Here is a 24,577-nt window from a genome sequence, read left to right as displayed (position 1 = left end):
GCGGGCCCTTTTTTGAACTCAGGCCTTTCGCTTACTTACGGATCTCGGCGAGCTTGGCGAGAATGCCGTCGACGACGGGGGCGCCGATCTCGGCCTTGTGCTTTTCGTAAACGACCATGGACTTCTCGCGGATGCGCGCCTGCTCTTCCGCAGAAAGGACGTTCACTTCGAGGCCGGCAGCCTTGATCTTCTCGAGCGACTTCTTGTTCAGGTCGCCGATGACCTGACGCTCGACATCACGACCAACGGTGGCGCACTCTCGCAGAGCCGCCTGCTCGTCGGGAGTGTAGGTGTCGAAGATAGCCTTCGAAAAGAGGAAGAGGAACGGCGTGTAGGCGTGGTTGGTCTCGGTGATGTACTTCTGCACTTCGAAGAACTTCGAAGTGTCGATCGTCACATAGGGGTTTTCCTGAGCGTCGATCGTCTTGGTTTCCAGAGCGGAGAAGACCTCGCCGAAAGCCATCGGAGTGGCGTTGGCGCCAAGGTTCTGGAACGTGTCGAGGAAGACGTTGTTCTGCATGACGCGAACCTTCATGCCCTCGAAGTCCTCCCACTTGGTGACGGGATGCACCGAGTTGGACAGATTGCGGAAGCCGTTTTCCCAGTAGCCGAGGTTCACGAGGCCGACGGCCTCGAGCTTCTTGTTCATCATCTCGCCGAAGTCGCCGTCAAGAACCTTGTAGGCTTCCTGGGCGTTGGAGAACAGGAACGGGAGGTCAAAGACGCCGAGCGACGCTTCGATGCCGACGAGCGGGGACGATGAGGTGACAACGGCCTCCTGAACGCCCGAGCGAAGGGCCTGGGTTGCCTGCAGGTCACCGCCAAGCGCGCCGCCCCAGAATGCCGTCAGCTTGAGCTTGCCGCCCGACTTGTCGTCCAGGCACTTCTGCATCGCGTCGATGCCGTTGCCGACGGGGTGGTCGGCATTGATGCCGTTTGAAACGCGAATGGTGCGTTCATTGAATTCAGCGAAGGCCGGCGCCGACATCGTGCATGCCAATGCGATGGCGGTGGTGGTCAAAAGCAATTTTCTCAAAACTTATCCTCCCATGGATTGCTGAGTGAGACGGTTTGCGGGCTGTCAGTGCAGCCAGCGGGCAGGCACGATCACCAGGTCCGGGAACAGGACCAGGAGAAAGAGCACGATCGTTTGCGCCGCCAGGAACGGCCAGACTCCAGCCGTCACCTTGCCGAGCGGTATTCGGCCGACGCCGCTGACGACGTTGAGGACAACGCCAACCGGCGGGGTCAAAAGGCCGATGCAATTGTTCATGATGAACAGCACGCCGAAGTAGACCGGGTCGATGCCCGCCTGCTTGATGATCGGCATCAATACAGGGGTGAGGATCAGGATCGTTGGCGTGAGGTCCAACGCTGTACCGACGATCAGTACAAGGATCATGATCACGAACATCAGCAGAATCGGATGGCCGATCAGTGGTTTGATGAGGCCGGTAATTTCGGATGGAATGTTCGCAGCGGTGATTAGCCAGGCCGAAACGAGTGCGGCACAGACCAGGAACATGATTACCGATGTCGTCTTCGCCGCCTGCAGGATCACGTGCGGGAGTGTTTTCGGCGTCAGCTCCCGATAGATGAACATGCCAACGAAGAGAGCATAGGCGGCGGCAATAACCGCCGCTTCCGTCGGAGTGACGACGCCCGCCTTGATCCCGCCAAGAATGATGACCGGCATGCCAAGTGCCCAGAGTGCCCGGCCCGTCACCTGAAGGCGTTCCTTCACCGGAGTCCGCGCAAGCGGCTCGACCTTGTCCCGTCGCACCACGATCAGCCAGGTGGCGACCAGGGCCAAGCCCATCATGAGGCCGGGCACGACGCCCGCCATAAAGAGCTGCGTGATCGAAACGTTGGCAGCGACGCCGAATACGATGAAGGCCATCGATGGCGGAATGACCGGCGCGATAATGCCGCCTGCGGCGATGAGGCCCGCAGAGCGCGGGATATTGTAGCCGGCCTTGGCCATCATCGGAATGAGGATGGCGGCGAGCGCGGCAGTGTCGGCGGCGGCGGAGCCAGAAATGCTGGCCATGATAAGCGCGGCCACGATCGCCACGATGCCGAGGCCGCCTCGAATGTGTCCGACCCAAGAGATGGCGAAGTCGATGATCCGCCGCGACAGGCCCCCGGCGTTCATGAGTTCGCCGGCAAGAATGAAGAAGGGGATGGCGAGCAACGTGAAGGTGTCTGCCCCCGCGATCATGTTCTGGGCGATGATCTGGGTGTTGAACATACCCATATACCACATGAGCACGACGCCGCAGAACATAAGCGAAAATGCGACCGGCACTCCGATCGCCATGGCTCCGAGAAGGGAGCCAACGAAGACGAAAAGTGTCATCAGCTGCGCTCCGCCATCTGTTCAAGAGTGAGGTTTTCGCCAGCAAAAGCCTCGATTTCCTCCTGTGTCGCACGACCGGCAAGCAGGCGGACGAGACGTTCAAGCGCAATGATTGTGCAGCCGGCGCCGGTGAAGAAGCCGATGCCGTAGACAAAGCCCATCGACAGGCCGGTGACGGGCGCCTTCATGCTCCAGTTGATTGGAAACTGCTTCCAGGTACCCCAGAAGAAGATCGCCGAACAGGCGATGATCACCAGGTTGCTCAGGACCATGCAGACGATGCGGCCCTTTCGGCCGAGAAGCGCGACCAGCGTTTCGACACCCAGGTGACCGTGTTCGCGAAATGTCACCACGGCGCCGATGAAGGTAACCCAGACGAAGAAGTAACGCGCAAGTTCGTCCGACACGGTAATGCCGGAATTCATCGTGTAACGCATGACAACGTTCACGAAGACCATGATCGCCATTCCCGACATCAGGACGATCAGCAGGATTTCGAGAACCCTGTAGAATAGATCGATTGCCTTTTGCACTCGTTCCCCTCCCCATTAGTTTTACAAGAGGCCGCGCGTGGCAGGACTCCGCACGAGAGCACCGAGAAGCAAGCTTCCGTCAGGCGGAAATGCACAGCAGGCGCCATGAACGGCGTTCGACCATCCAAGCCCGACCCGAAAGGGCTGCACCGCGTCTTCCGGCAAAACAGGTACGGCTAGCGAATGCTTGGCCACCAAGTCATTCCCCCTCTTGAATGTCTCCCAGGCGGCAAACCTCCTCCCGCCTTGCCTTATTGTCAGGATGTCTGACAACGCCTCGCCAGCCTTTTAGTCAGACTCGGGTTTGCTGTCCAGCGCCCAAATGGCGGGTTCGTCAAAAAGCCCCTACGAACGACGTTCGTGCCACCATTTCCACAGGCGTTGGGCGATACTTGCAACTTGTTTGGTCAAGCACGATCAATAGGTCTCAAGCGTCAGGTCGAGGCGCCTCGCCGCTCCCAGCAAGTGCATCTTCATCGCCTCCCTCGCCCGCTGCGGATCCCGGCTTGCAATGGCGTCGCGCACGACGGCATGTTCCTCGATCGTCACCTCGACAATTTCCTCAAGGACGGCGGTCGCCCGCGCCGCATTGATCGCGAGGCTAATGCGCTCTGCGATGAACCCGATAAAGACCGAGAAGTACTCGTTCCCAGTGCCAGCGGCGACCGAGCGATGGAACGCAAGGTCGGCGACGATGCCCTCCGCCGTCCACTTTTGCGCGCCGTTCATGCTCGCGAGCGCCTCGTCGATGCGCGCAAGATCGCTTGCCGTATGGTGCAGCGCAGCCAGGCCCGCCGCCTCGATCTCCAGCGGTACACGCAACTGAAAAAGGTCGCGGAAACTTTGGCGATTGGCAAGGTCGTCCTGCTCAATGCGGATCGTGCGGGCCTGCGGCTCGGTTACGAAGGCTCCGACACCCTGGCGGGTTTCGACCAGCCCTTCGTTGCGCAGCTGGGCGATCGCCTCGCGCACCACGGACCGGCTCACGCCGAGCGCCTTGGCTAAAAAATGCTCGGTCGGCAGCTTTTCTCCGGGACGCATTCGACCCTCGGTGATGTCGCGGCCAATCTGATCGGCAATGCGTGCCGGAAGATGTTCAGTTCGCCTGATATGTCCGAATTCCATGGTCGATACGCCCCGCCTGCTCCACGTCACCTTGAGGTTGTCTATCAATCCATCGCGAAACTCAATTGGCAACCGGGGTTCATCCGAAGATCCGGATCGATCGCTGTCTTCGCCGCGGCAAGGAGCTTGCGCCGAACCTCGGAAAGACGCGTGTCGAAGTCGGACCGCTTCAACCGACCAATGCCATGCTCGGCACTGATCGAGCCGTGATAACGGTCAAGCACTTCGTTGATAATCGTCTTCGCCTTGTAGATCCGCGCATCGATCTCACTACGCGGAAGATCGCCCGGAGGCAGCACATTCAGGTGGACGTTGCCGTCGCCGACATGGCCGTAGGAGACACAGACGCATTCCGGAAGCGCGTCATAGACAGCCTCTTGCGCATCGCGCACGAAATCGGCAAGGCGCGACAGCGGAACGGAAATGTCGGTGCGCAAATGCGGACCGCGTTTGGCCTGTCCCTCGTTCATGCCCTCTCGGAAAAGCCAGAGATTGCGCGACTGCGTCTTGGACGTGGCGACCACACCGTCGATCACCAGACCGTCACCCATGACTCCTTCGAGAAAGCGCTGCATCAAATCCGACACGTCGACCAGCCCTGAGCCGGAGACTTCAATGAGCGCATACGCCGCGTAATCCCCTGACATTGGCACAGTGAGGTCCGGCATGGCCTCACGTGCCAGCGTGAAGGCAATCGGCGGCATGAACTCGAAGGCCGACAGAAGGTCGCAGCAGTCGCGACGGGCGCGGCGGTAGAGTGCGATCACGTCATCGAGTGCATTCAATCCAACAAGGGCGGTGGCCACCTGATCTGGCATCGGCACGAGTTTCACGGCGACCGCCGTGATGATCCCGAGCGTACCTTCAGCTCCGATGAACAATTGCTTCAGATCAATGCCGCGATTGTCCTTGCGCAGCGTTGACAATCCGTCGAAAACGGAACCGTCAGGCAGAACCACTTCCAGTCCCAGCACCAGTTCGCGTGTCATGCCGTAGCGCAGGACATTAATCCCACCGGCATTGGTGGAGACATTGCCGCCAATGCGGCAGGACCCCTGTGCTCCGAGCGCGAGGGGGAAGAACAGTCCTACTTCCTCGACCTTTTCCTTGAATTCGGACAAGATAGCGCCTGCCTCGACGATTGCCGAGAAATCGTCGGCATCTATGCGGCGGGTCGTATTCATGCGCTCGAGACTGAGCACGATCTGACTTTGAGGTGCATCCGGAGTAGCACCTAGCACCAAGCCGGTGTTTCCGCCCTGTGGCACGATCGCAACGCCGAGTTCGGCGCAGACGCGCACAGCTTTTGCGACATCGTCAGTGGAGCGCGGACGAAGGACAGCGATCGCTCCGGTGGTCACATCCCCGTGCCAGTCGCGACAATAGCGCTCCACCTCTTCCCCGAGGAGGACCATATCCGCCCCGAGGGCAGCCACGAATTTCTGCTGATATGACAGGATACTCACGCTTACGTGTTTCCTTTCGGCCGGGGCGCTCCAGGGGCCAGTCCGAAGCCCAGGCAACCTGTGCGTGACGCAACTATTCTGTTTCCAACTGCATCATATACGGTTATCAGACAACCTTACAATGTCTTTTTCCGACTGAGTGGTTTGCATATTCGTCGGAAGGGGACCGAAAGCATGGAGGAGGTAATCACATGCACATCCTGATCATTGGCGCTGCCGGCATGGTTGGTCGCAAGCTCGCGGCACGTCTTGCAAAGGACGGAAACCTTGACGGCCGTGCCATCGAGGCGATGACGCTGATCGACGTCGTTACCCCGGAAGTGCCAGCAGGCTTCACCGGCAAGGCTGTCCTCGAGAGCGGCGACGTTTCGGCCGCCGGCGAAGCTGAGCGCATCGTTGCCAAACGGCCGGACGTGATCTTCCACCTCGCCGCCATCGTGTCAGGTGAAGCCGAACTCGACTTCGACAAGGGCTACCGCATCAACCTCGACGGCACCCGTCACCTGTTCGACGCGATCCGTGTCGCCCACGTCCAGGATGGTTACAAGCCTCGTGTCGTCTTCACCTCGTCAATCGCCGTCTTCGGTGCACCGCTTCCCTATCCGATCCCGGACGACTTCCACACGACGCCGCTGACGAGCTACGGCACCCAGAAGGCGATATGCGAACTCTTGCTGTCGGACTATTCGCGTCGCGGCTTCTTCGATGGCATCGGCATCCGCCTTCCGACCATCTGCATCCGTCCGGGTATGCCGAACAAGGCTGCCTCCGGTTTCTTCTCGAACATTCTGCGCGAGCCGCTGGTCGGCCAGGAAGCCGTACTTCCGGTCTCCGAGGACGTCCGCCACTGGCACGCCTCGCCGCGTGCAGCCGTCGGCTTCCTGATCGACGGCGCGACAATTAGCATCGAAAAGGTCGGCCCGCGGCGCAACCTTTCCATGCCTGGTCTCAGCGCCACTGTTGGCGAACAGATCGAGGCTCTGCGCCGTGTCGCGGGCGAGAAGGCCGTGTCACTCATCCGTCGTGAGCCTGACGAGATGATCATGCGCATGTGCGCTGGATGGGCACCCGGTTTCGAGGCGAAGCGCGCCATCGAACTCGGCTTCACCGCTGAGACGTCCTTCGACCAAATCATCAAGGTCCACATCGAGGATGAACTGGGCGGCACGCTCTTATCTTAGATAACGACGGCGTTCTGGCGCGCTCTGTTTTCCTGGCCGCCTGCCTCATCGGCGCGCCCTCCGTTGAAGGCGGCTTTCCTTGTTCCGGCTGGACCCGTGACGGCCCGCCCGGGCCGAAGCCTTGGCGACCGACGGCGCGCGCGGATCGGCGGCAAATTCGCCGCTGGGGGCGATTTGACGTATCCAGGACCGCCTTGATATGAAAGTTCCGCCCGACACGAGCCGATACGGCACTGTTGAGTGGCTGGTGAACACCTACCTCAAGCATAGCTCGTTGACCGAGCGTGTGGCCGAGTTCAGCCGTCCCGATTATAGGCGCGTCCTCGATAGCGTTTGCGACGTCCGCCTCGGGTAGGGCACCGTGGGCGACGCGAAGATTTCAAACATAGCCATCAGCACGGCTGAGAAGATCTACGAGCAGTTTGGCGGCAATCGCATGGCCGAGAAGGTCGTCACCTACTGTAAGGCCATGTGGAAACGGATGAAGCCGCACCATCCGGAGCTATTCCGCACCGATACGCCGAATCCGTGGCACGGCGTGACGGTGAAGCGCCGGAAGAAGCTGACCAAGGGCCATGTAGACCGGGAAGCGGTCTATCAGTTCGCCGATGGCGCGATCGAGAAAGGGCGTGGGGAGTTGGCAGCCGCCGCAGTGCTGGCCTTCGAGTGGCTGATGCGACCATCCTCCAGCGGCGCCGGCTATGCGCCCTGGACCGGCTGCCGGGCTTCCGATGAACCGGACAGGATCCGCCTGAAACACCGGAAGACGGACGAGCTTGCGCTGCACCCTCTCGAATTCGTCGACGAGGACGGCAGTCTCGTGAAGCTTTACGAGGATGCGGAGGCGGTTCTGAGCAAGACGCCGCGTTATGGCACATCGATCGTCTGCAAGAAGAACGGCGTCCTTTTCGGCGACGGTACGTTCCTGGCTCACGAGGTCCGCGAGATGGCGGATCTGCTCCGGAGTGAAGGAAAGCTCGATCCACCGTCCTTCAGCCTGGACAAGTGCAGGCATGGCGGCATGACCGAATTAGAAGAGAGCGGGCTGACCGAGGGACAGGGGCGAGTGCTGTCAAAGCATAAGACGGCAGCGGCTTATCGCGGGTACGCCAAAGAGACGGAAAAGCGCGTTCTGGAGGCTACGAAGAAGCGTTTTGGCCATTCTGAACAGCCGGAATTTCCGAATAAACACAATGGTCAAAACCCAGGTGGTTTCGGAAAGTCCCGAAGCATACAGGCAATCGACCCTAATCGGACCGACTCTACCGGCAAACTCGACTGCAGACAGCAGAAGGACGTCAGGACCGAGAGAGGAAGTAGGGTTCAACAAGAACATGGATTGCGTGCGCTAGCCTGCGTGCTCAGCCGCCACCTCAAACACCGCCGCATTATCCTGAACCTCCCGCAGCCCCTTATAGGACGCATGGCGCAGCTTGCCGTCGTGCGTCCAGGCACCGTACTCGATCTCGGCAATCAATGTCGGCTGTACCCATACGAGGTTCTTCCGCCTCCCCTCATATTTTACGGGTGGTGTCTTCTGCTTGATCCGGTCCATCGTCTTTCGAAGGTATTCGGCGCTGCGCTCGTTGAAGCCCGTGCCGACAGAACCGACATAGATCCAATCATCGCCCTTCCGAGCGGCCAGCAACAGGCTACCAATCCCCGATCGCGCCACCGTGGAGTGCTCGTAGCCCACGACTATGAAGCTGTCTGACTGCGTGCACTTGACCTTGATCCACTCGCCGAACCGGCCAGAGCGATAAGGGGCGTCCTTGTACTTCGCAATGATGCCTTCGAGACCATGCTCGCAGGCCGCTTCGAAGATATCGCGCCCGTCGCCATCAATGGTCTGAGATAGACGGATAGCGCCCTGCTCGTTCTTCAGGAGGGATTGGAGGAAATATCGCCGAGACGTCAGTTCCAGGCTGCGGATATCGTGGCCGTCGAAGTATAGCAGGTCGAAGGCGAACATGATGGCGTCGCCGGCAGACAGCTTCCCTCCCCGGCCGCCCAGAGAGTTCTGCAGCTTGCCGAAGTGTGGCCGCCCCTCCTCATCGAGAACGACTGCCTCGCCGTCGAGGATGGCGGTCCCGACGCCGAGATGTTTGGCAGCATCCTCAATACCGGGAAAGCGATGCGTCCAGTCATGCCCGCCGCGGGTGAGAATACGGACTTGGCCGTTGTTCAGGTGGACTGCGATCCGATACCCGTCCCATTTGATTTCATAAAGCCAATCCGGCCCGACTGGCGGTCGCGGCTTTAGCAGCGCAAGGCAAGGCTCAACGCGGTCAGGCATTGGATCAAAGGGAAGTCGCGGCTGCGATGGGTCGCGCGGCTTTCGTGCACGCGAACGAAGCGGCTTTTCGTCTGCCAGGAGAGGCTTGGAAGGCGGTGATTTGGCCATCCGGTGATTAAATAAGGGAAAGCTTACAAAGACAATTAACCCGATATGACGATGGGCGGGGATAGGTGGTTGACCGGGGCTTAACGCCGCGAGCCCCAAGGCCACATATCTCTGCGCTCGGGCGGGAGCAGGAACCAAAATCCTCGACAACATGCGGCTGTCGGCAACCTCTTCAAGGAGAGGCGCTATGCGCATGGCCTATTACCCCCGACTTCATCTGGCATGAACTCCGATACTCCTGCGTAAAATGCCAGAAAAGCGGCTCAACGGCTGCGGCGGATGCCCTCGGCCGCTACGGCAACAAGCCCATGCCGGAACTGCGCTATGACTTTGCCAAGGCTCGCGGCCATAGGCCTCAGTCCTTGAGTGTCTTGGCCGCCGTATCCGCCTCTTGCTGAAGGCGCATGGCCTTTAGCTGCGCGGTCTTCTCATTCCTCGCTCTGACGACGGGGTCGATTTTCGAGTCCATGCCAGTGCGGGAAAGAAATTGTGTCTGGGTCAACCCGAATTCGGCTTCCGCGCGTTCTCGGCTTTTGCTCATCCGTTCATTCATTATTGGATTCCTACGGTTGTGAAGTTATGAAACCACTGTCCTTCCGGCTGCTATTTAAAGTCCGCCAGCGTAAGAACGATCAGGTTTTTGGGTTTTGACGTGTACATGCGCTCGGCCACCCCAAGAATTCTAGCTCGAAGCCTGTCAAATGCCGCGAGACAGTCGCGTTCCGACGTCGCCATCTCGCACGGTCCATTTGCCAATACGTCGATATCGACGAAGAAGCGAATTTCGAACATGCCATCGTGACCGAGGAAGCGAACCCGCCTCGTGGACCCGTCATAGCTTCTGGCTCGGTTGGGAAACACAATTGCCACGGAAGACCTCCCAATCTCCTGGTCGCGAAACAGGCGCTGTCTACGAGGTGCCAACAACTACCTCAGACCCGAGGCTGCTGCATCGGGGCCGCGTTTTTTAAAGCCTTGCGCCTACCAGAAGACACCCTTGAACGTGAGATAGACAATGAACGCGAGGCTTATTGCTGGTGTCGATTTGACGAGAAATTCCAAGTAGCGAAACCGTAGAGCGGCTCGCACGAGATTGTCCTTGGAGAAGAAAATAGAGGCGGAAGACATGCCGTCCTCCTTTGTTGGGGTGGAACGCTTGCTGCGTCCACACCGGGCAGCGCCCGTTTCAGAAGCTGCCTATATTCTACAAGTGGTGTGCCAACAGAACAATTGCAATGCCTATCTGCATTCTTGGTCGGCAAAACGACGGTGCATCTTTAATCATGCTGCGCTATAGGGTGTGAGCCGAATTGACTCGCTATTGTCCTGCCTATGTGACCAACTGCTTATTGCCCGGTCGTAGTTCTGTTCCTGGGATCGACCTCTGAGCTTTTTGGAGTCCGCTTCCACCCCTTAGCGGACTCCTTCTGCGAATGGTGCTAGGGGGGCGCCTATTCGGCCTTTTGGGCCAGCCACTGCTCTTTACTCATTCCGTGCCGTCGGGCTGATCGATGGCGAATGCCAAGCCACACTCGTCGGCCCCATGCGCTGCAAGCGTGCATAAGGGTGCCCGCTTGATGGTGAGGCATTTGTCGCGAGACTGAGCGCGGGCGGAAGGCTTCTGGTCTCGTCAGATGCGGTCCGGTGGTGGATCGAGATCCAAATCGAAGGGTCTTGAATCTCGAAAATCGACAAACCATCTCGTTTTCCGTCCACTTCAACAGAGGAGGAAAACTGAAATGACCGGGAGATTTCATCGGCACGACGAGCCGTTGACGTCGGAGGATCTATCGAAATGCCAAGCTGCCCTTGAGCAGTACTGTCGTCAGAACCACATTGAAGCTGCGTCCGATGAGGGCCAGCGAGCGGCCTCAATCATTATCGAACTCTATCGGCAAGGCATCCACGACGAGCACCAGTTGAAGCTGCTGGTACACGCTGCGCGCGGATATCGCGCTGGCTGAAACGGAACAAGGCGCTCGTACATACGTTCCCCCGTACAGATCGCGCCAGATCACCCTTCTATGGCGCGACCTTTCCGTCGAAGAACTTGCCCCGCCGGCAACACCGTGCGGGGCTCTTTTATGGGAACATCGATATGCCTAGCTACAATGCGCGGAACAAAGATTGAAGTCGCTCGTTAAGAACGCGGAACGGCATTGCCCCTCCTTGCTGCTCCTACTCAAACTCAAACTGCCCAAGAGCCCCGCTTGGCCTCCACTCCGGCGGGGTCTCTTTTTGTCTAATGGTGGATTGTCGCGGTGTCGCGGGTGGCACCGTTAAGATTTCACGTGCCGCCTCTTGAGCTGGCGCGCACCGAATATTAGATTCGTCTTACGTTGTCGTTGTAAGAAAAGGAGGAAAAAATGACGACGTCAGATGTTCTCTGGAATATCCCTGTTAACGTTCGACTCCAGAATGGCACCGAGAAGTCTTTTCAGAGTGTTCACGACACCTTGGACTTCCTCGAAAATGAATGGCCCACCCCCCGCGGAGCCTATCACGATGCAGCGGTCATTAGCTGTCGAAAGGCCCTCAATCACCAGACGCCACCCGCGGTCAGCAAGGAACTCTTTCTTGCGGCATGTCTAGAGGCTGGCCTTGCGGCTCGAAACACGATGCGACCAGATAGCCATCACTCTTCACCGACAGTTCATCGAAGGCTTATTGCCAGACCGCGTAGTTGATCCGCTGAAATGGCGTGCCTATTCCCGTTTCGCTGTCGACCCCTGCCCCGCTTGTGCCCAGGCGGGGTCATTTTTTCCGCGTAGACCCAAAAAATACGACATTTTACGAATATCTTTTCGGTGCGGGAGAGGTCATCGTGGGCGGGCATCGAACACGGATTTGACGGCCGCGGCGCAGGGTCGAAAGGTCCTTGGCCAAGGGCTGCGTAGAATCGGGCCTTGGCCGAACCCTTCTTCCAACAATACCTGAGTAGCGTGAGACATCTAGAAAACAAAAAAGGCCGGGGCGAAACCGCACCGACCTTCCTCACATCGCTACTCATACCAGTGCCAGTACATCCGTGGTCAAAAGCAGAAAAAGCGATCGCGGCAATTGCGAGCGACAGATGCTTTCCAGCGCTCATTAGCAATGCCGATGGAACCCATATAGGTACCCGCTGCACAAAGCGCAATCGCAATTTTTGGTTTTATAAAATATATCTTATAAAAATAAAACTTGCACAATTTACATTGCATCCGCAGTCGCGCTCAGGCATGCTCATTTCGTCAGCAGCCAATGTTACGGGCGCTGCTGCATCAGGGCTTTCAGCCCTCGCCCCAAATGGAAGGAGGACCGAAAGTGTCTTCCGAACGCGGCTATATCTTACATTCAAAAGACCTCACAATGCTGCAAGACGTCTTAGATGCGGCTGGATACAACTCCGCCAGAAGCGTTGCCCATCCTGAGCGGTACAGCGCTGCAGCGAAGCTGCTTATCGAACGTTTCCAACGCGGTATGACGTCCGCCTACGACCTATCCAAGGAACTGGAAAGGTGTTTTGGCAAACCAATGTCGGCGAAGTCTCCGCCAAGTTTCCAGCGGACGCGCGCCTCCATTCAGGGGCGACCACCCGGTTAAAGCATCCGAGGAACCACAGAACTTCTCCGGCTTTGCGATGTAGCAGGCCGGGATGAAATAAGGCGAGTTAAGATGAGGATTGTTTTGCCACACGCTGGCTGTGATGACCATCCTGGAATGCGGAATCGGAGACATTGTGTCGATACCGGGTTGGGTGATCTTGGTCGTTGAACGAAACCGGGTGCCGCATACCATTGCATCCGCAGACGACGCTCTAGATATGCTTTTTAGGAACTGGCCCGTTACGAACGGCCGCGCCTTCTTCTCGGCACTTGAGGCCTGCGCCGGTACGGTGACGGGCGCAACTACGCAGAAAGACGCGCACTCCGCGTTCCTTGCCGCGGCCCTTGCTGCAAAGGTAATAGTCCGGCTCGCCTAGGCACCGTTCCATTGATGAATACGACTTTTGCGCTAGTGTCTTTCTGTTCTTTGTTTTGGTGCATCCTTCTAGTTGTTCCCCAATTGTGCCCCGCTAGGTCGCGGGGTTCTTTTTTAGGCAGGTTTATCGGACGCGCGGTCCATCCAATCCAGCGGGCGTTGGTGGGCCCCTATTGCGTTTCCAACGCTGCCAAGGGATGTACCGGCAGTTGTTTTTGAGATGCATGCATCGAGGAAGTCCGGGTGACACCCCTCGTTCCGGCCTTTCTTTTTCCGCGACCCTCGTGCGAATAAGGCGTATGATGTGTCGTTGGACCAGATGCACGGCACGGTCCGATTGAGAGACCCCCTCAGCGCTCTTGCCATTATCGGAGGAGCGTTACCATGCAATTCCCCTTCAACAGATTAGATGACATAGAGGTTGAAGTTCTCACCTCCGTTATCAGCGAATGGTGCCGAGCCAACCAAACCGACCCGGAGAGCGAGTGCGCGCGCGCTGTAACCGCCACAGCACTCGACCTGATGGAGGCCGGCTTCAACACCCGCGAAAGCCTGTCGACTGCGCTCGCCAATGCATTGGCGCCTGGCACTGGATCGGAGGCAGGAGGGTCTTTGTGGCGTTGAGATCAGCCTGAAACTGGTGAAGGGTATCGCTCGTCTCGGATACCTGCTTTTGCAGATCGGAAACGTCCCTCGTCAGGCTCACCCAGATCCCGCCTGCCGTAGCATTCAGGGCAGATAAAAATGCGTCGGGTCGCCGAGCGAAGTTGAGTGGGACTGTCGCAAAATGGGTAATGGCGGACGGTAAAGTGGCGTCTTCGATCCCGAACCCGCCGGTGCCGAACGTCCCTGGTCCAGTAGCTTCACCTTTCGCCCGTACCACATTCCGGTTTATCAGATTAGTGACCGTTGGAACATTGCTCGAATTGGTGATGATGCGGGCGCAAAGCATGTCGTCATAGGTGCTGTCGAAGGTCTCGATGGTTTCGGCGAGTGTGGACGGGTTGTAGACCACGCTCGCGAGTCCTTGAGGGCGAAACCGTCGGTCGGACTCCAACGAAGGTGATAGGTCTTGCTCGGATCAGTCGCGAGGTCCGTTTGAACCGACGTGATTGGAAAGATGCCACGGTGCTGGAAAGTCACGCCGGCAGGAATGCGGATCTGACGTGTACAAAGGAAGCTGTTACGACCTCGACAGAACTTCGGCCAGTCTCAGCCTGCGCTAGATGCCCAATGGCGACTTCGGAGACAACGGCAACCTGATCGCCGACATCAACGACCGGCGCCGGATATTCCTTCGGTGCCGGGACCGAATGAATGCCAGGGTCGATCTGGATCACCTCCGCACTGGCGGGCGCGATCGCGATGGCGCACAGCATGACGGCCGCGGCGAGGCAGCCGATGGTTGAAAACCAAATGATCGACGCCTACGTGTTTGGCGCCCGCGATCTCATCGTTTTTCTGGCTTTCATGGTTTTTTGGAGCGGGCTTTCAACGAAGCCGGGAAGCCATGCGATGAGGCGTGTAACTCACGACAACCATCTGCCTTTAGGGTTCCCTGAAACGAAAGGGACCGCCCAAATGCAGACAGCCTCTGACATTCTCAAATTTCTTGGCACGGCGTTCAGGTAGAAGCATCGGGGCAATTCGCCATCGCCGCCATTCTCCTGATAGCTATCGCCGATATTTTTAACCAGCGGACGCCGCGATGAATCGTGGGCCGCAGCGTTCTCGCTGGTCACGAGGTACATTTTTCCTATCGCGGAAGGTGGATGGTCTCCCTGCTGGGCCGCGAGTATTCCCTTTGCCGTTGGCAAGGTCCGACAGATTTCTCTTGCTATTCAGCGGCCAATGACAGCTAGGTCTGTTCTCACGAGGAGACTGCGCAAATGGCCAAGGGTCAGGTACGAGGCAACAAGGAAGCCAGGAAGCCTAAGCAGGACAAGGCCGCTCACAAAAGCGCCCCGCCCACTCTGGGTTCTCAGGTCAAGGACAGCCAAAGCGGCTTTAAGAAGAAATGAGATACGGGAAGGCGATCGACAGCGCGAGCGCTCCCCGTCTCATTGGGTGAACAGCGAATAAATGGGCCCTTAAACTGGCGAAGCGGGTACCTCACCACTTTCGCCGGGGCGGTCTGCAAGTACCATAATCAAAGCATCGCGCTCTGGTCCGAACGGGCGCCGCGTTAAAAACGAACTGAGGGTAGTTGTTGTTTCATGACCGCCCGAAGAGGGGTTCCCTCGATGAACGACGACCTCTGTATCAGTCACCTCGTCGCGGCCCAAAAACCACCGATCACCATTGGTGCTTGAGGCAAATTCTCGTAGATTTTCCAAGTTGACGCTCCTTCTTTGAAGAAGGAACTAGAGCTATACAGCGGGATTGCGACAAAATACTTCGTAACATCTGATTGCAAGCCGAGAAGCAACTTCCCGATCTCTGTCTCGCTGTCTGCGACTCAGAAGGTCGTCATCTCCGAGTAGTCGACGTGGACCTCTCCGATCTCCTCGCCCCGCTCGTCGTTGATCTTCTCAAAACCGTCCTCAGAGTCATCCTTTTACCAGGCTATTGGCGTAAGCGGCCAAAACGTAGACCCGGAAGCGTGGTGATGGTCCCTGTCGCCCTGCCGCAATACACCTCATTCAAGAAACTAGCGAGCGGTGCGACCGGCTATTACTGGACCTGCCCTACAATCTATCGCAAAGCCGATTGCCCACGTCGTCTCCCCAACTATGTCCGAACAAGACATAGAAGCTCTGGTCGATCATCTGTCACAGAACCCTGATGCAGGAGGGTTTTACCGATCGCAGTAGGAGAATGACAATGAGCAAGAAGGTATTCGATCAAATCGCAGAGGGCTTGAATGAGGCTTTGGCCGTTGCTCGCGACGAAGCCGAACCTTACAAGCTCCATGTGCCGGCCGAGATCGATGTCAAGGCCATACGTGTGCGCACGGGTCTGACGCAGAAAGATTTCGCGTCGACGTACTCAAGCAGTGGGAACAGGGCCGTTCGCGGCCTGTGCAGGCGATGAGGGCATATCTCCTTCTGATCAATTCTGAGCCGCACAAGATGGTTCAGGCTCTCAGGGAGATCAATATCGCATCGCACGACGTCCCTATGAGACGCGCTGCCTGCTGAGTAAGCTGGGCAATACACAACCAATTAGGAACGAGTCATACCCCGCCTCCTGGCGGGGTATTTGTTTTAAGGCCGATAGCGACTTTTCGCTCTTCCCGTTGGCTCGTCGATCTTGCTGGACAACACCTCTACTCGGGTAGCGATCTTGTTGATGGTGTCGAGGACCTTATCCAGCTTGCCGCCGAAGGACTCAACGACGCGATCAATCCGCTTGTTTGAGCGATGCTGGTCTTGTTCTCGCTGACCTTGTCAAGCATTTGAGACTGCTGGTACTGAAGCGGAGCAATCTGGGTATTCATCCCGTCCATGGTCACTTGGTAGATCTTCTCACGCTCCTTGCGATCGTGAGCTTCGCGGTCGAACCGGTCTGCAAGCTCGCGCTGAGTTTGCTTCAGATCGTGCACGGTGTTGTTAAGATTGGCCCATACCACGCCGATACCCGCCGCGTTCACCATGTATGCCAATGGTGAGAACAACGGCAGAACCAAGGATGACAACCAAGGCCCGCCAGTCGAAGCCAGAGAAGGCAGCAAGACCGAACGAACCGCCACCGAATGCCGTGCTAGCCCAGCCGAGGATGTTGGATTTCTTCCTTGTCCACCGCGACCGGTACAGTCTCCTTCTCCTCGACGACAGGAGCCGCGGAGAATGCCGCCATCTTCGTCGAGACACTTGGGAGGGCCAGAAGGGCTCTATGCAGTGTCGCGCCGAATGCTGCCTTACCACGGGCCCTACGCCACGACGGCCTGGGCAAGACTATCAGACCCTGGCGAACGGCTTGACTATATCCTCCTCGAACATCCGGAGGCCTCTAGAGGCCTCCGTTCCTGTCGTTCGAGGCTCCTTGTATGCAGATGGGAGGGCAGGCTCCTGCAGCCGAAGCCCGGGCCCAGGCCTGTCCCGGCATGCCCTCCCAAGGACGCCTTCAACACGTTCACATCGGCGGCACGATACCGTGGGTGCCGACAACGACGCGAAGAGTGGACATCGAGCCGTCGGCAGCCCGTTCTGACGGAATGAACACTGTTGCACCGCTCTTGATGTCGCTCTCGGTCGCCGGAGCGAAGGTGACGACGGGCGTGCCGTCCGGGATGGAGATTTTCTTCTCACCGCCCTTGTACTTTACCGTCACGGTTCGGCTGTCGACCGATTTGACCGCATCGGCCACGGTCGCGTTGGTCATCGAACTGTTCGGCTTCAGGTCCCAGGCATAACTGCCCTCGCCGGTGCCTTTCATGGCGGCAGGGAATATCAGCACTTCGAGTGCGCCATCACCACCGTCGGCGGTGGGCAGGGACGCGATGCCGACAAAATCGCCTGGCTTGATGTCGTCAATCGACGCCTTGGCGACACTCGAAACCTTCCAGCCATCCTTGAGCATGATCTTGGCATCGGTGCCTTCGCGTGTCTTCACCGACAGCGTGCTGCCCTCGAGGCTTTCGACCGTGCCACGGACGCGGATCGGGTCCGCAGCCTTTGCCGAAAAGCCCACGGTGACAGCCATCAACGCGCCTGCAAGCAACGCAAAGCCGGTTTTGGAAATGGGGGACATCTGCTCTTCCTTCTTGAAACCCTGACATCGAAACGACCGGCGGATGCGGGTTGAAACCGTCGGCTTCCTCGAGGCGCTGCCATCAGGCCGGCCCCGCGAACATCAAATTCCGGCGTACCATTCGTAGCCGCGGTCTTCCCAGAAACCCCCATTGCCGCCATAAAGACCAGACAGATCGGCAAGCGCCTCGATGCGCATGAGGTATTTTGCATGCTTGTAACCGAGCTGACGCTCGACCCGGAGCCTGAGCGGCGCGCCATGCGGTACCTCGAGGTCCCGGCCATTCATCGCATAGGCGAGGATGGTTTGCGGATGGAAGGCATCGACGAGATCGATGCTCTCGTAATACCAGCCGCTGTTGTCGAGTGTTTTCTCGTATTCGTCGGCGCAATGGAAAACGATATAGCGCGCCTCTGGCTTCAGGCCGACCTGATGCAACAGGGCGCCGAGCGGAACGCCGGTCCACTGGCCGATGGCGCTCCAGCCCTCGACGCAGTCGTGCCGGGTGATCTGGGTTTTCGACGGCATCGCTTTCAATGCGGCGAGCGAGAAAGCCGCCGGACGCTCGACCAGACCGCCGACCTGCAGCTGCCACGTCTGGAACCTCCGGCCGAGCAGCTCCTGATATTGCGCCCCGTCCGGCATGCTCGTGCCATTGGCTCGAAAGGTCGGCGAGATGTCCGCCATGGTGAATTCCCGCGCGAGTGTATCATCTCCGATCAGCAGGCGTTGCGTGCGCATCGTCAGGCCCTCGGCGATCTTCAGGACCGACTGCACTTTCGGGTTTTCGACCAACATGTCGCAGCCGCTGAGACCAAGCGCCGATGCGCCAAGCGTCGAGCCAATCAGAAATCGGCGGCGGGTTATGAGGCGGCTCATGGCTTTGGCTCCGTCTGGATGGCGTAGCGACCGGTGATCATCGAACGCATGTTGTTAAAGACGCCGGACACCAGAACCATCGCAACGTGGACGACAACGAAGGCAACGAGTGAGCTGGCGGTAATGAAATGCAGGGTCCGGGCCGACTGACGACCGCCAAAAAGATCGATGAGCCATGGTGCGAAAGCATCGAACCCCGGTGACATGGTGAGGCCCGTGGCAATCATCAGCGGCAGAGCCACGAAGATTACCAGCAGATAGGTCAGCTTCTGCAAGGCATTGTAGCGGCGCGCTTTTTCGCCCTTGGGAAAACGCAGTCGGGCGTGGTCGACAATCTCCTGTGCCAGATGCGCGGGGGCCAGTTCGTCAGGCGTCGGCAACAGGTCGTGGCGGAAATGGCGGCTAAGAAGACCGTAGCCCAGGTAAACCAGGCCGTTGACGACGAACAGCCATGCAAAGAAAAAGTGCCACCGGCGCCCGGTTGCGAGATCCTGGTAGCTCGGGAGCGTGATCCAGGCGGGGAACCCCCGCGCCGTGGGTTCGCCATCAACATTCGATACCCCGAGCGTTCCGGTCGTGTCGAAGGAAAGCCCGCCGACGCGAGTGACACCCCGGACGGCATCCCCCTGCTCCACCGCCTCCAGGGAGAGGAAGGATGGATCGCTGTCAGCACCATATTGGCCCCAGTAAAGGGCCGGATGGGCATTGAAGATCTGCAGCCCACTGAACAGCAGGACTGTCATGCACAACACGTTCAGCCAGTGCGACAGGCGCACAGTCAGGCTGTGACGACGGATCAGCCTTCGTCCACCATTCATGTCAAGGTCGGCAGTTTCCATTGATCGTCCTCGCAGCATCTTGCGATACGGCGCCATCCCCGCCGGAGTTTCACCGGCGGAGGCGCCACCTGATCACTTCATCGCGTCGCAGCTCTTCAACATTTCGGTCTTTTTCATGCTGTCCTTCTCCATGCCGGCCTTGTGCATGCAGTCGGCCTTGCTCATACCCATTTTCATGCTGTCTGTTTTCATGGAGCCGGTCTTCATGCTGTCCATTTTCATCGTGTCGGACTTCTTCATCGTGTCCGTGCTCGTCTGTGCGCTGGTCCCGCCAGCGGCAAGGAAAACACCGAGAAAGACCGTGCCTGCAGTGACGGCGAAAGGACGAATGCTCATGCTGGTTCTCCCAGGTTGCGTGGTCGCCGCAGGATGCGACGACGGTCACATCGGCTCCTACGGCCGCAGCGCTGACCGGTTACAGGCATCACGGTCATGTGATCGTGAAATTTCTGTCGCTTCAGTTTTCTCGCTTTTCCTTTCGCCCGCGTGTAACGGTTTCCTCATCTGGCCGTATGAGTGCTCATAGACATGAAGCAATTGACCGAGCCCGAGCTGAAAGCCCTGATGCTCTTGTCCCTCGATGGCGACGAGGCGGCATATCGCTGTCTGCTCGAGATGCTGCGGCATCTGCTTGCAAGCTACTACACGCGACGGCTCTACCGCTCAGCCTCGGCCGACGTTGAGGACCTTGTCCAGGAAACACTGCTCGCCCTGCATCAACGCAGGATCACCTATGACCGGGGCAGGCCGTTCACGGCATGGTTCTTCACCATCGCGCGCCACAAGCTGGTGGATCACCACCGCAGGACGGGTGGTCGTTCCTATCTCGGACTGGAGATGGTCGAAGACATGGTGGACGCCTATAGCGAGGATGCGATCGCCGCGGGCATGGATATCGACCGGTTACTGAAAGGCCTGCCGGCATGGCAAGGTGAGATGATCCGGGATGTCAGGCTCAAAGGACATTCCGTCGCCGAAACTGCGGCAGGCAGCGGGCGCAGCGAAGCCATGGTCAAGATCAGTGTGTTCCGCGGCATACAGGCAATGGCGGCGAAATTGAAAGGCGAAGGTAAGTGACGACCGATGACCTCATCAACGCTCTGGCAAGAGACCTGCGGCCGGTTTTGCCGGGTGCGCTCGGGCGGCTGCTGGCGTTGGCTCTGGCGCCTGGTCTTGTGCTGTCGGCGGCCCTGATATTCTTTGCGCATGGCTTGAGGCCCGACCTGTCGATAGCGCTTCATCTTCCGGCCTTCTGGGTCAAGTCCTTCTATCCGCTGTTGCTGGCGCTAACCGGCATCGGCGCGCTGATGATCGTCGCTCGACCGGGTGGCGTGCCGCGCAGCTGCGGTATTGCCGCTCTTATCATCTACATGATCCTGGTCGCACTTGGCCTGTGGCAGTTGCATGCATCTCCGGCAAGCGACTATCCAACATTGATATTCGGCATTTCCTCCTGGTTTTGCCCGCTCATCATCCTTGGGGCGGCCCTTCCGGTCTTTGCCGCCAATATCTGGTTCCTGCGCCGCGCGGCCCCCACCCATCTTCGTCTGGCGGGCTTTGTCGCCGGCATCACGGCTGGGGCCGTCGGTGCCTGGACCTATTCCTGGGGCTGCATCGAAAACGGACTGCCTTTCGTAGCGCTCTGGTACACGCTCGGCATCGTCCTGTGCGGCATCCTCGGCGCGTTTTCATCGCGGTCGCTACTGCGCTGGTAAGCCAAGGTAGACTGGAGGTTCAGGAAACCTCTAAGTGCGATGGAACCGGCGAGAAGCAATCGCGCGGGGGCTTAACAGGAATTCGAAGGCTCCAGATTGGCCCCGGGCAAGCGAYGCACCGCTATTCCTGCATCTGTGTGTGCGCCGAAGGAAAACTGCCGCAACTCAATCCCGGGCTTTGAGCGAGACGTGGCCCAAAAGCAAAAAGCCTGCCGCGGAGGAGGTGCGGCAGGCTTTTCGAAAAGAACCGAACAGCGACTGGGAGGAGTGTCGCTGTTCCTTCAGACGTCCCTGGGAGGAGAGTGGCCGTCTGAAACTCGAAGCTTTGCGGGAGGAGTTGCATTGCTTCGACAGCTCCAACTCTACATCGTTCGGCGGCAGTTTCCATGCCTTATGTTGCACTGCAGCTATGCAAATAATTCAAGCCGGAAAGACTGGCGATGAGTACAGGGCCCGACCCGACCTCAGTTATCGAGATCGACGCAAAAACGCCCGCGTTACCAGCGGGCGTCCGGCAGTCGTGGAGACGGAAGGTGTGCGCGGTCAGCGGGCGACAGCTGCGCGGGCAACGCTGCGGATGTCGGCGCGGTCGATGCCAAGGTCCTGCAATTCGCGGCTGGACATACGGCCGAGTTCGTTAACAGTCTGACGGAACTTGCGCCAGTTGTTGAAAGAGCGTGCGACGTTCATGATAATCCCCTTTCCTGAGGGCTAATGACGTCAGCAACCTTGCTTGGCTCCGGCGTCGTTTCGATGGTTGAGATATAGGCGGTTCAATCGGTTTAAAACAGTCACAATACTTCACCTCACCTATGCATTTAGTGCATAGGATGATCTTGCGCTTTCAGAATATGCTTGTTTTTTAACCCCGTGAGCGAGCCCATTTCGCTGGAAGACGCCAGGGACTATGGTCGCTTTTTCAGGCCGCCGAGCCAGCTGGCAAATAGACCTGTTGCGCTTTAAAGAGGCTGCGTGCCCTGATCGACTGTCCTCGGCTCCTCATGACAATCTCGGTTCGCAAAATCGGTGGTAGTGATCCTATGGGAGTGCTCGAAGGGCGCTCCTGTGACCACGCCGGAGGCTCCCGCTGTCCGCTGGCAAGGTCAGCGATCTCAGTAGAAATGACGCCTGGATGAATTGCCCTGGCGGTGACCAGCTACGACGCGGTTTTCTCCTCCAGGACATACCGGAAGTCACAATGTGTCGCGCCTTGCATGATGGTCTGTGTGCGAGACATTTTGATGCGGGCATCGTAGCCTTTGCAGAAGACAGCATCCCGGTTACAGGACAGGAGATGGCCTATGTGGCCGAGCCCCATCTCGCGGTAGGTTTCGGCATAACGACAGCGCAGGACATTGTAGTCAAATACCTTGTCATCCGCCCGCACGACCTCGATTTCAAGCGCGTCATCTTGCGTCCAAAGGCTTTGCAGGGCCTGAAACGTCAACAGACTGGTGCCTTCCTCCGTGGCGTCTGCGAATTCACGGGCGGCCCGCATCGCCGCTTTGCTTACAGCCGCATCGATGATCGCCTGTGCCTCTTCTTCACCCAGGCGCTGCCTCAACTCATCATAGATCGGCGCGATAATGGCCGCTTCGATCTTGCGCCGCTGGAGGATGCCCATAGGTTTTGACGCTTCCACAGGCGCTAGGTCCGGGCAACTTGTCTCTTCAGTTGGCAAATCCGACATGCCGGCTTCCCTTTGCTTCGTCTGTCTAGGGTGGTGGGCGCAACCTTGCCACAGGCTGCCGATCACGTTCAAGGCTCGACGTGGCGGGGCAGCGTTAAGTGCTATACATGGTAATGAAAGAGCGCGGTTTCGCCGTCGGTTCTGTAAAGCGCTGCGCTCGATTTCCGCGGCAACAACAAAAATTCAAGACGGAGCGATTGCCGATGCCGACCGCGGTTCCGTCATGACCAAGGCCCACGTCGCCGTCAAGCTCTTGCAAGCGCTTGCAAATCTTGACGCAAGGGTGCTCTCCTGATTTGGGAGCCCCTTCCCCCGATGACACTGAAATCGGTCGAGTGATGGTATCAAGAGCCATTTTCGGGCGTCAGCATCAGATGAGGTGGGAACGGAGCAGGCTCATCGCAGCTATAGGCCGCAAATGGCGTATGACGGACCGCGTTTGAGGCCCGATGACGAAATTCCGGAGCACCGCCGTCGCGGTGTTTGGCTCGGCCCACTGGAAAAATAAGACGCTGCTAATATGATGTGGCCTGCGCCAGGAACCCATGTTAGGTTTTTGCCAGAAGTAACGGAGCAGGACATGGGCATCTTCGATAATGTGATTTCCGGGCTGACTGCGCTTGAGGCAAGCATCGCAGCGATCAACGCGAAACCGCTTCTGGTCGATGCGCAACCGGTTCCGTCGCGGGTGAGCCTGCGACGTCGGTTGCGGTCGAATCCCGGCAAGGGCGGGAAACGCAAGCGAGCTTCGTCAAAGAAGCCCGCCGAGGCCCGTCGCTCCGATTAGATCTGGCCAGCCCGAGTGTTTGCCTTACGGCAGTTTAAGCACATACCAAAAGTGTACCCACGTCATGTACGCATGTCGTTTGCCCTCGCTATTTTGATCTATAACGAGGCGGGCAAAGCGAGTAGATTTCCGACACATGGGCATCCTCGACCTAGGTGATCGTTCGTATCGGCAGTCTATCCGCGATTGGCTTCGTCGCCTCGAGACGAGCGATGACGCCAAGGCGATGGCGGTGCAGGCTGCTTTCATGGCGGTTGACATAGCCATCCTCGCGTTTTTCGTCCTCGGGCCCTATCTGCGAACGGGACCGTCATACCTGATCATCGATTACGCGATTGCGGCGTGGATCATTCTCGAGATGGTGGCGCGCGCAGTCGCAGCCCCCTCAGTCGGCGCATGGCTCGTTCGACCAATGACATGGGTCGACCTGATCATTCTGGCGACCCTGCTCTTCCCTTCCCTTCTCTTCAATTTCGCCTTCCTCCGGGTCATGCGCCTCTGGGCGCTCGGCCGTAGCCCCCTGCTTCTGGCAGGATTGCGTCGGATTGGTTGCAGCGAATTCGTTGAGGTTCTCCGCGCGATCCTGAACTTCCTGGTCTTCCTCTTCCTGATCACGGGATTCGTCTACACCTCGTTTTTCTACGACAGAAACGGTGAGGAAGGCTTCGTCGACGCCCTCTATTTCACGGTCGCCACTGTCACAACGACCGGCTTCGGCGATATCACGCTGCCCGGAACCCTCGGAAAGCTCACGTCGGTGGTCACCATGATCGTCGGCATATCGCTTTTTGTACGGCTGGCGCAGGCGGTCGTGCGTCCGCACAAAGTCACGTTTGCGTGCCCCCGATGCGGCCTTCAGCGGCACGATACCGATGCCGTGCATTGCAAGGCCTGTGGGGAGGTGCTGAACATCCCCGACGAAGGAAACTGAAGGGCCTTGCCGA

General features: G+C 58.4%; 30 protein-coding genes. 12 read left to right on the top strand and 18 right to left on the bottom strand.

From position 1 onward, the window contains the following. Window positions 1-31 precede the first annotated feature (31 nt). From AC1DE4_RS04365 to AC1DE4_RS04345, 5 genes are all read right to left on the bottom strand, one after another. The gene (locus tag AC1DE4_RS04365; protein ID WP_025658471.1) at window positions 32-1,036 is read right to left on the bottom strand and encodes a TRAP transporter substrate-binding protein; all 1,005 of its coding nucleotides are present in this window, start codon (window positions 1,034-1,036) and stop codon (window positions 32-34) included. Between the two features lie 45 nt (window positions 1,037-1,081). Then, window positions 1,082-2,359: a TRAP transporter large permease gene (locus AC1DE4_RS04360; RefSeq protein WP_025658470.1), complete on the bottom strand. Its 1,278-nt coding sequence runs from the start codon at window positions 2,357-2,359 to the stop codon at window positions 1,082-1,084. Further along, window positions 2,359-2,892: a TRAP transporter small permease gene (locus AC1DE4_RS04355; protein WP_025658469.1), complete on the bottom strand. Its 534-nt coding sequence runs from the start codon at window positions 2,890-2,892 to the stop codon at window positions 2,359-2,361. The genes AC1DE4_RS04360 and AC1DE4_RS04355 overlap by 1 nt, the downstream gene beginning before the upstream one ends. A 417-nt stretch (window positions 2,893-3,309) precedes the next feature. Then, window positions 3,310-4,017, bottom strand: coding sequence for a FadR/GntR family transcriptional regulator (locus AC1DE4_RS04350; RefSeq protein ID WP_025658468.1), 708 nt, complete (start codon window positions 4,015-4,017; stop codon window positions 3,310-3,312). Between the two features lie 44 nt (window positions 4,018-4,061). Further along, window positions 4,062-5,453 carry an FAD-binding oxidoreductase gene (locus AC1DE4_RS04345; protein WP_477880330.1) on the bottom strand — a complete coding sequence of 464 codons (1,392 nt, stop codon included), beginning with the start codon at window positions 5,451-5,453 and terminating at the stop codon, window positions 4,062-4,064. Window positions 5,454-5,674: 221 nt separating this feature from the next. Between AC1DE4_RS04345 and denD the strand changes: the two genes are divergently transcribed. Together denD and AC1DE4_RS04335 are read left to right on the top strand one after the other, a co-directional pair. Next, entirely contained in the window at window positions 5,675-6,664 is a 990-nt protein-coding gene (gene denD, locus AC1DE4_RS04340) for a D-erythronate dehydrogenase (RefSeq protein ID WP_025658466.1), read from the top strand. 199 nt (window positions 6,665-6,863) lie between these two features. Continuing rightward, window positions 6,864-7,019, top strand: coding sequence for a hypothetical protein (locus AC1DE4_RS04335; protein WP_477880160.1), 156 nt, complete (start codon window positions 6,864-6,866; stop codon window positions 7,017-7,019). A 147-nt stretch (window positions 7,020-7,166) separates the two neighbouring features. Here AC1DE4_RS04335 and AC1DE4_RS04330 read toward each other — a convergent pair whose 3' ends face one another. The 5 genes from AC1DE4_RS04330 to AC1DE4_RS04310 all read right to left on the bottom strand — a co-directional run bounded on the left by AC1DE4_RS04330 (window position 7,167) and on the right by AC1DE4_RS04310 (window position 10,196). Continuing rightward, the gene (locus AC1DE4_RS04330) at window positions 7,167-7,679 is read right to left on the bottom strand and encodes a hypothetical protein (protein WP_477880158.1); all 513 of its coding nucleotides are present in this window, start codon (window positions 7,677-7,679) and stop codon (window positions 7,167-7,169) included. Window positions 7,680-8,012: 333 nt separating this feature from the next. Beyond that, window positions 8,013-9,068, bottom strand: coding sequence for a non-homologous end-joining DNA ligase (ligD, locus tag AC1DE4_RS04325; RefSeq protein WP_025658463.1), 1,056 nt, complete (start codon window positions 9,066-9,068; stop codon window positions 8,013-8,015). A 355-nt stretch (window positions 9,069-9,423) separates the two neighbouring features. Beyond that, window positions 9,424-9,609, bottom strand: coding sequence for a hypothetical protein (locus tag AC1DE4_RS04320; RefSeq protein WP_245271622.1), 186 nt, complete (start codon window positions 9,607-9,609; stop codon window positions 9,424-9,426). Window positions 9,610-9,671: 62 nt separating this feature from the next. Then, entirely contained in the window at window positions 9,672-9,938 is a 267-nt protein-coding gene (locus tag AC1DE4_RS04315; protein ID WP_025658461.1) for a DUF1488 family protein, read from the bottom strand. A gap of 111 nt (window positions 9,939-10,049) precedes the next feature. Next, a complete protein-coding gene (locus AC1DE4_RS04310) occupies window positions 10,050-10,196 on the bottom strand; it encodes a hypothetical protein (RefSeq protein WP_198021127.1) in 147 nt (48 codons plus the stop codon). A gap of 611 nt (window positions 10,197-10,807) precedes the next feature. Between AC1DE4_RS04310 and AC1DE4_RS04305 the strand changes: the two genes are divergently transcribed. The 3 genes from AC1DE4_RS04305 to AC1DE4_RS04295 all read left to right on the top strand — a co-directional run bounded on the left by AC1DE4_RS04305 (window position 10,808) and on the right by AC1DE4_RS04295 (window position 13,032). After that, complete coding sequence (locus AC1DE4_RS04305) at window positions 10,808-11,032, top strand: hypothetical protein (RefSeq protein ID WP_477880154.1); 225 nt, start codon at window positions 10,808-10,810, stop codon at window positions 11,030-11,032. Window positions 11,033-11,434: 402 nt separating this feature from the next. Next, complete coding sequence (locus AC1DE4_RS04300; RefSeq protein ID WP_084659626.1) at window positions 11,435-11,755, top strand: DUF982 domain-containing protein; 321 nt, start codon at window positions 11,435-11,437, stop codon at window positions 11,753-11,755. 1,001 nt (window positions 11,756-12,756) lie between these two features. Further along, on the top strand, window positions 12,757-13,032 hold the full coding sequence (locus tag AC1DE4_RS04295) for a DUF982 domain-containing protein (RefSeq protein WP_051420028.1): 276 nt from the start codon (window positions 12,757-12,759) through the stop codon (window positions 13,030-13,032). A gap of 534 nt (window positions 13,033-13,566) precedes the next feature. Here AC1DE4_RS04295 and AC1DE4_RS04290 read toward each other — a convergent pair. Beyond that, window positions 13,567-14,046, bottom strand: a complete 480-nt coding sequence (locus AC1DE4_RS04290) for a hypothetical protein (RefSeq protein ID WP_025658458.1) — start codon at window positions 14,044-14,046, stop codon at window positions 13,567-13,569. Window positions 14,047-14,348: 302 nt separating this feature from the next. Between AC1DE4_RS04290 and AC1DE4_RS04285 the strand changes: the two genes are divergently transcribed. The 3 genes from AC1DE4_RS04285 (at window position 14,349) to AC1DE4_RS04275 (ending at window position 16,064) form a co-directional block, all read left to right on the top strand. Then, window positions 14,349-14,663 carry a hypothetical protein gene (locus AC1DE4_RS04285; protein WP_156932668.1) on the top strand — a complete coding sequence of 105 codons (315 nt, stop codon included), beginning with the start codon at window positions 14,349-14,351 and terminating at the stop codon, window positions 14,661-14,663. A 257-nt stretch (window positions 14,664-14,920) separates the two neighbouring features. Beyond that, entirely contained in the window at window positions 14,921-15,052 is a 132-nt protein-coding gene (locus tag AC1DE4_RS04280; RefSeq protein ID WP_477880151.1) for a hypothetical protein, read from the top strand. Window positions 15,053-15,854: 802 nt separating this feature from the next. Then, window positions 15,855-16,064 (top strand): helix-turn-helix domain-containing protein, encoded by a 210-nt coding sequence (locus AC1DE4_RS04275; protein ID WP_245271621.1) that lies wholly within the window; start codon window positions 15,855-15,857, stop codon window positions 16,062-16,064. A gap of 235 nt (window positions 16,065-16,299) precedes the next feature. On the opposite strand, the gene AC1DE4_RS04270 is transcribed toward AC1DE4_RS04275, so the two are convergent. The 5 genes from AC1DE4_RS04270 to AC1DE4_RS04250 all read right to left on the bottom strand — a co-directional run bounded on the left by AC1DE4_RS04270 (window position 16,300) and on the right by AC1DE4_RS04250 (window position 19,777). Further along, window positions 16,300-16,722 carry a hypothetical protein gene (locus AC1DE4_RS04270; protein ID WP_156932667.1) on the bottom strand — a complete coding sequence of 141 codons (423 nt, stop codon included), beginning with the start codon at window positions 16,720-16,722 and terminating at the stop codon, window positions 16,300-16,302. Between the two features lie 383 nt (window positions 16,723-17,105). Beyond that, on the bottom strand, window positions 17,106-17,723 hold the full coding sequence (locus tag AC1DE4_RS04265) for a hypothetical protein (RefSeq protein WP_025658454.1): 618 nt from the start codon (window positions 17,721-17,723) through the stop codon (window positions 17,106-17,108). A gap of 102 nt (window positions 17,724-17,825) precedes the next feature. After that, window positions 17,826-18,602, bottom strand: a complete 777-nt coding sequence (locus tag AC1DE4_RS04260) for a molybdopterin-binding protein (protein ID WP_025658453.1) — start codon at window positions 18,600-18,602, stop codon at window positions 17,826-17,828. Then, entirely contained in the window at window positions 18,599-19,441 is an 843-nt protein-coding gene (locus AC1DE4_RS04255; RefSeq protein WP_477880148.1) for a cytochrome b/b6 domain-containing protein, read from the bottom strand. The genes AC1DE4_RS04260 and AC1DE4_RS04255 overlap by 4 nt, the downstream gene beginning before the upstream one ends. Before the next feature lie 72 nt (window positions 19,442-19,513). Further along, complete coding sequence (locus tag AC1DE4_RS04250; RefSeq protein ID WP_477880146.1) at window positions 19,514-19,777, bottom strand: pentapeptide MXKDX repeat protein; 264 nt, start codon at window positions 19,775-19,777, stop codon at window positions 19,514-19,516. 192 nt (window positions 19,778-19,969) lie between these two features. Here AC1DE4_RS04250 and AC1DE4_RS04245 point away from each other — a divergent pair, with 192 nt between their 5' ends. Next, on the top strand, window positions 19,970-20,518 hold the full coding sequence (locus AC1DE4_RS04245) for a sigma-70 family RNA polymerase sigma factor (protein ID WP_477880144.1): 549 nt from the start codon (window positions 19,970-19,972) through the stop codon (window positions 20,516-20,518). Then, a complete protein-coding gene (locus AC1DE4_RS04240; protein WP_477880142.1) occupies window positions 20,515-21,156 on the top strand; it encodes a DUF1109 domain-containing protein in 642 nt (213 codons plus the stop codon). The genes AC1DE4_RS04245 and AC1DE4_RS04240 overlap by 4 nt, the downstream gene beginning before the upstream one ends. Before the next feature lie 543 nt (window positions 21,157-21,699). Here AC1DE4_RS04240 and AC1DE4_RS04235 read toward each other — a convergent pair. Together AC1DE4_RS04235 and AC1DE4_RS04230 are read right to left on the bottom strand one after the other, a co-directional pair. After that, a complete protein-coding gene (locus AC1DE4_RS04235) occupies window positions 21,700-21,846 on the bottom strand; it encodes a DUF1127 domain-containing protein (RefSeq protein WP_018855572.1) in 147 nt (48 codons plus the stop codon). A gap of 466 nt (window positions 21,847-22,312) precedes the next feature. Next, a complete protein-coding gene (locus tag AC1DE4_RS04230) occupies window positions 22,313-22,780 on the bottom strand; it encodes an L-2-amino-thiazoline-4-carboxylic acid hydrolase (protein WP_477880328.1) in 468 nt (155 codons plus the stop codon). A 646-nt stretch (window positions 22,781-23,426) separates the two neighbouring features. On the opposite strand from AC1DE4_RS04230, the gene AC1DE4_RS04225 reads away from it, so the two are divergent. Together AC1DE4_RS04225 and AC1DE4_RS04220 are read left to right on the top strand one after the other, a co-directional pair. Next, on the top strand, window positions 23,427-23,633 hold the full coding sequence (locus AC1DE4_RS04225) for a hypothetical protein (RefSeq protein WP_477880140.1): 207 nt from the start codon (window positions 23,427-23,429) through the stop codon (window positions 23,631-23,633). A gap of 136 nt (window positions 23,634-23,769) precedes the next feature. After that, window positions 23,770-24,564, top strand: a complete 795-nt coding sequence (locus AC1DE4_RS04220; protein WP_477880138.1) for a potassium channel family protein — start codon at window positions 23,770-23,772, stop codon at window positions 24,562-24,564. The last annotated feature ends 13 nt before the right edge of the window (window positions 24,565-24,577 follow it).

This window comes from Rhizobium sp. 10N414, from assembly GCF_056394785.1.
This window is presented reverse-complemented; position numbering and strand designations above follow the sequence as displayed.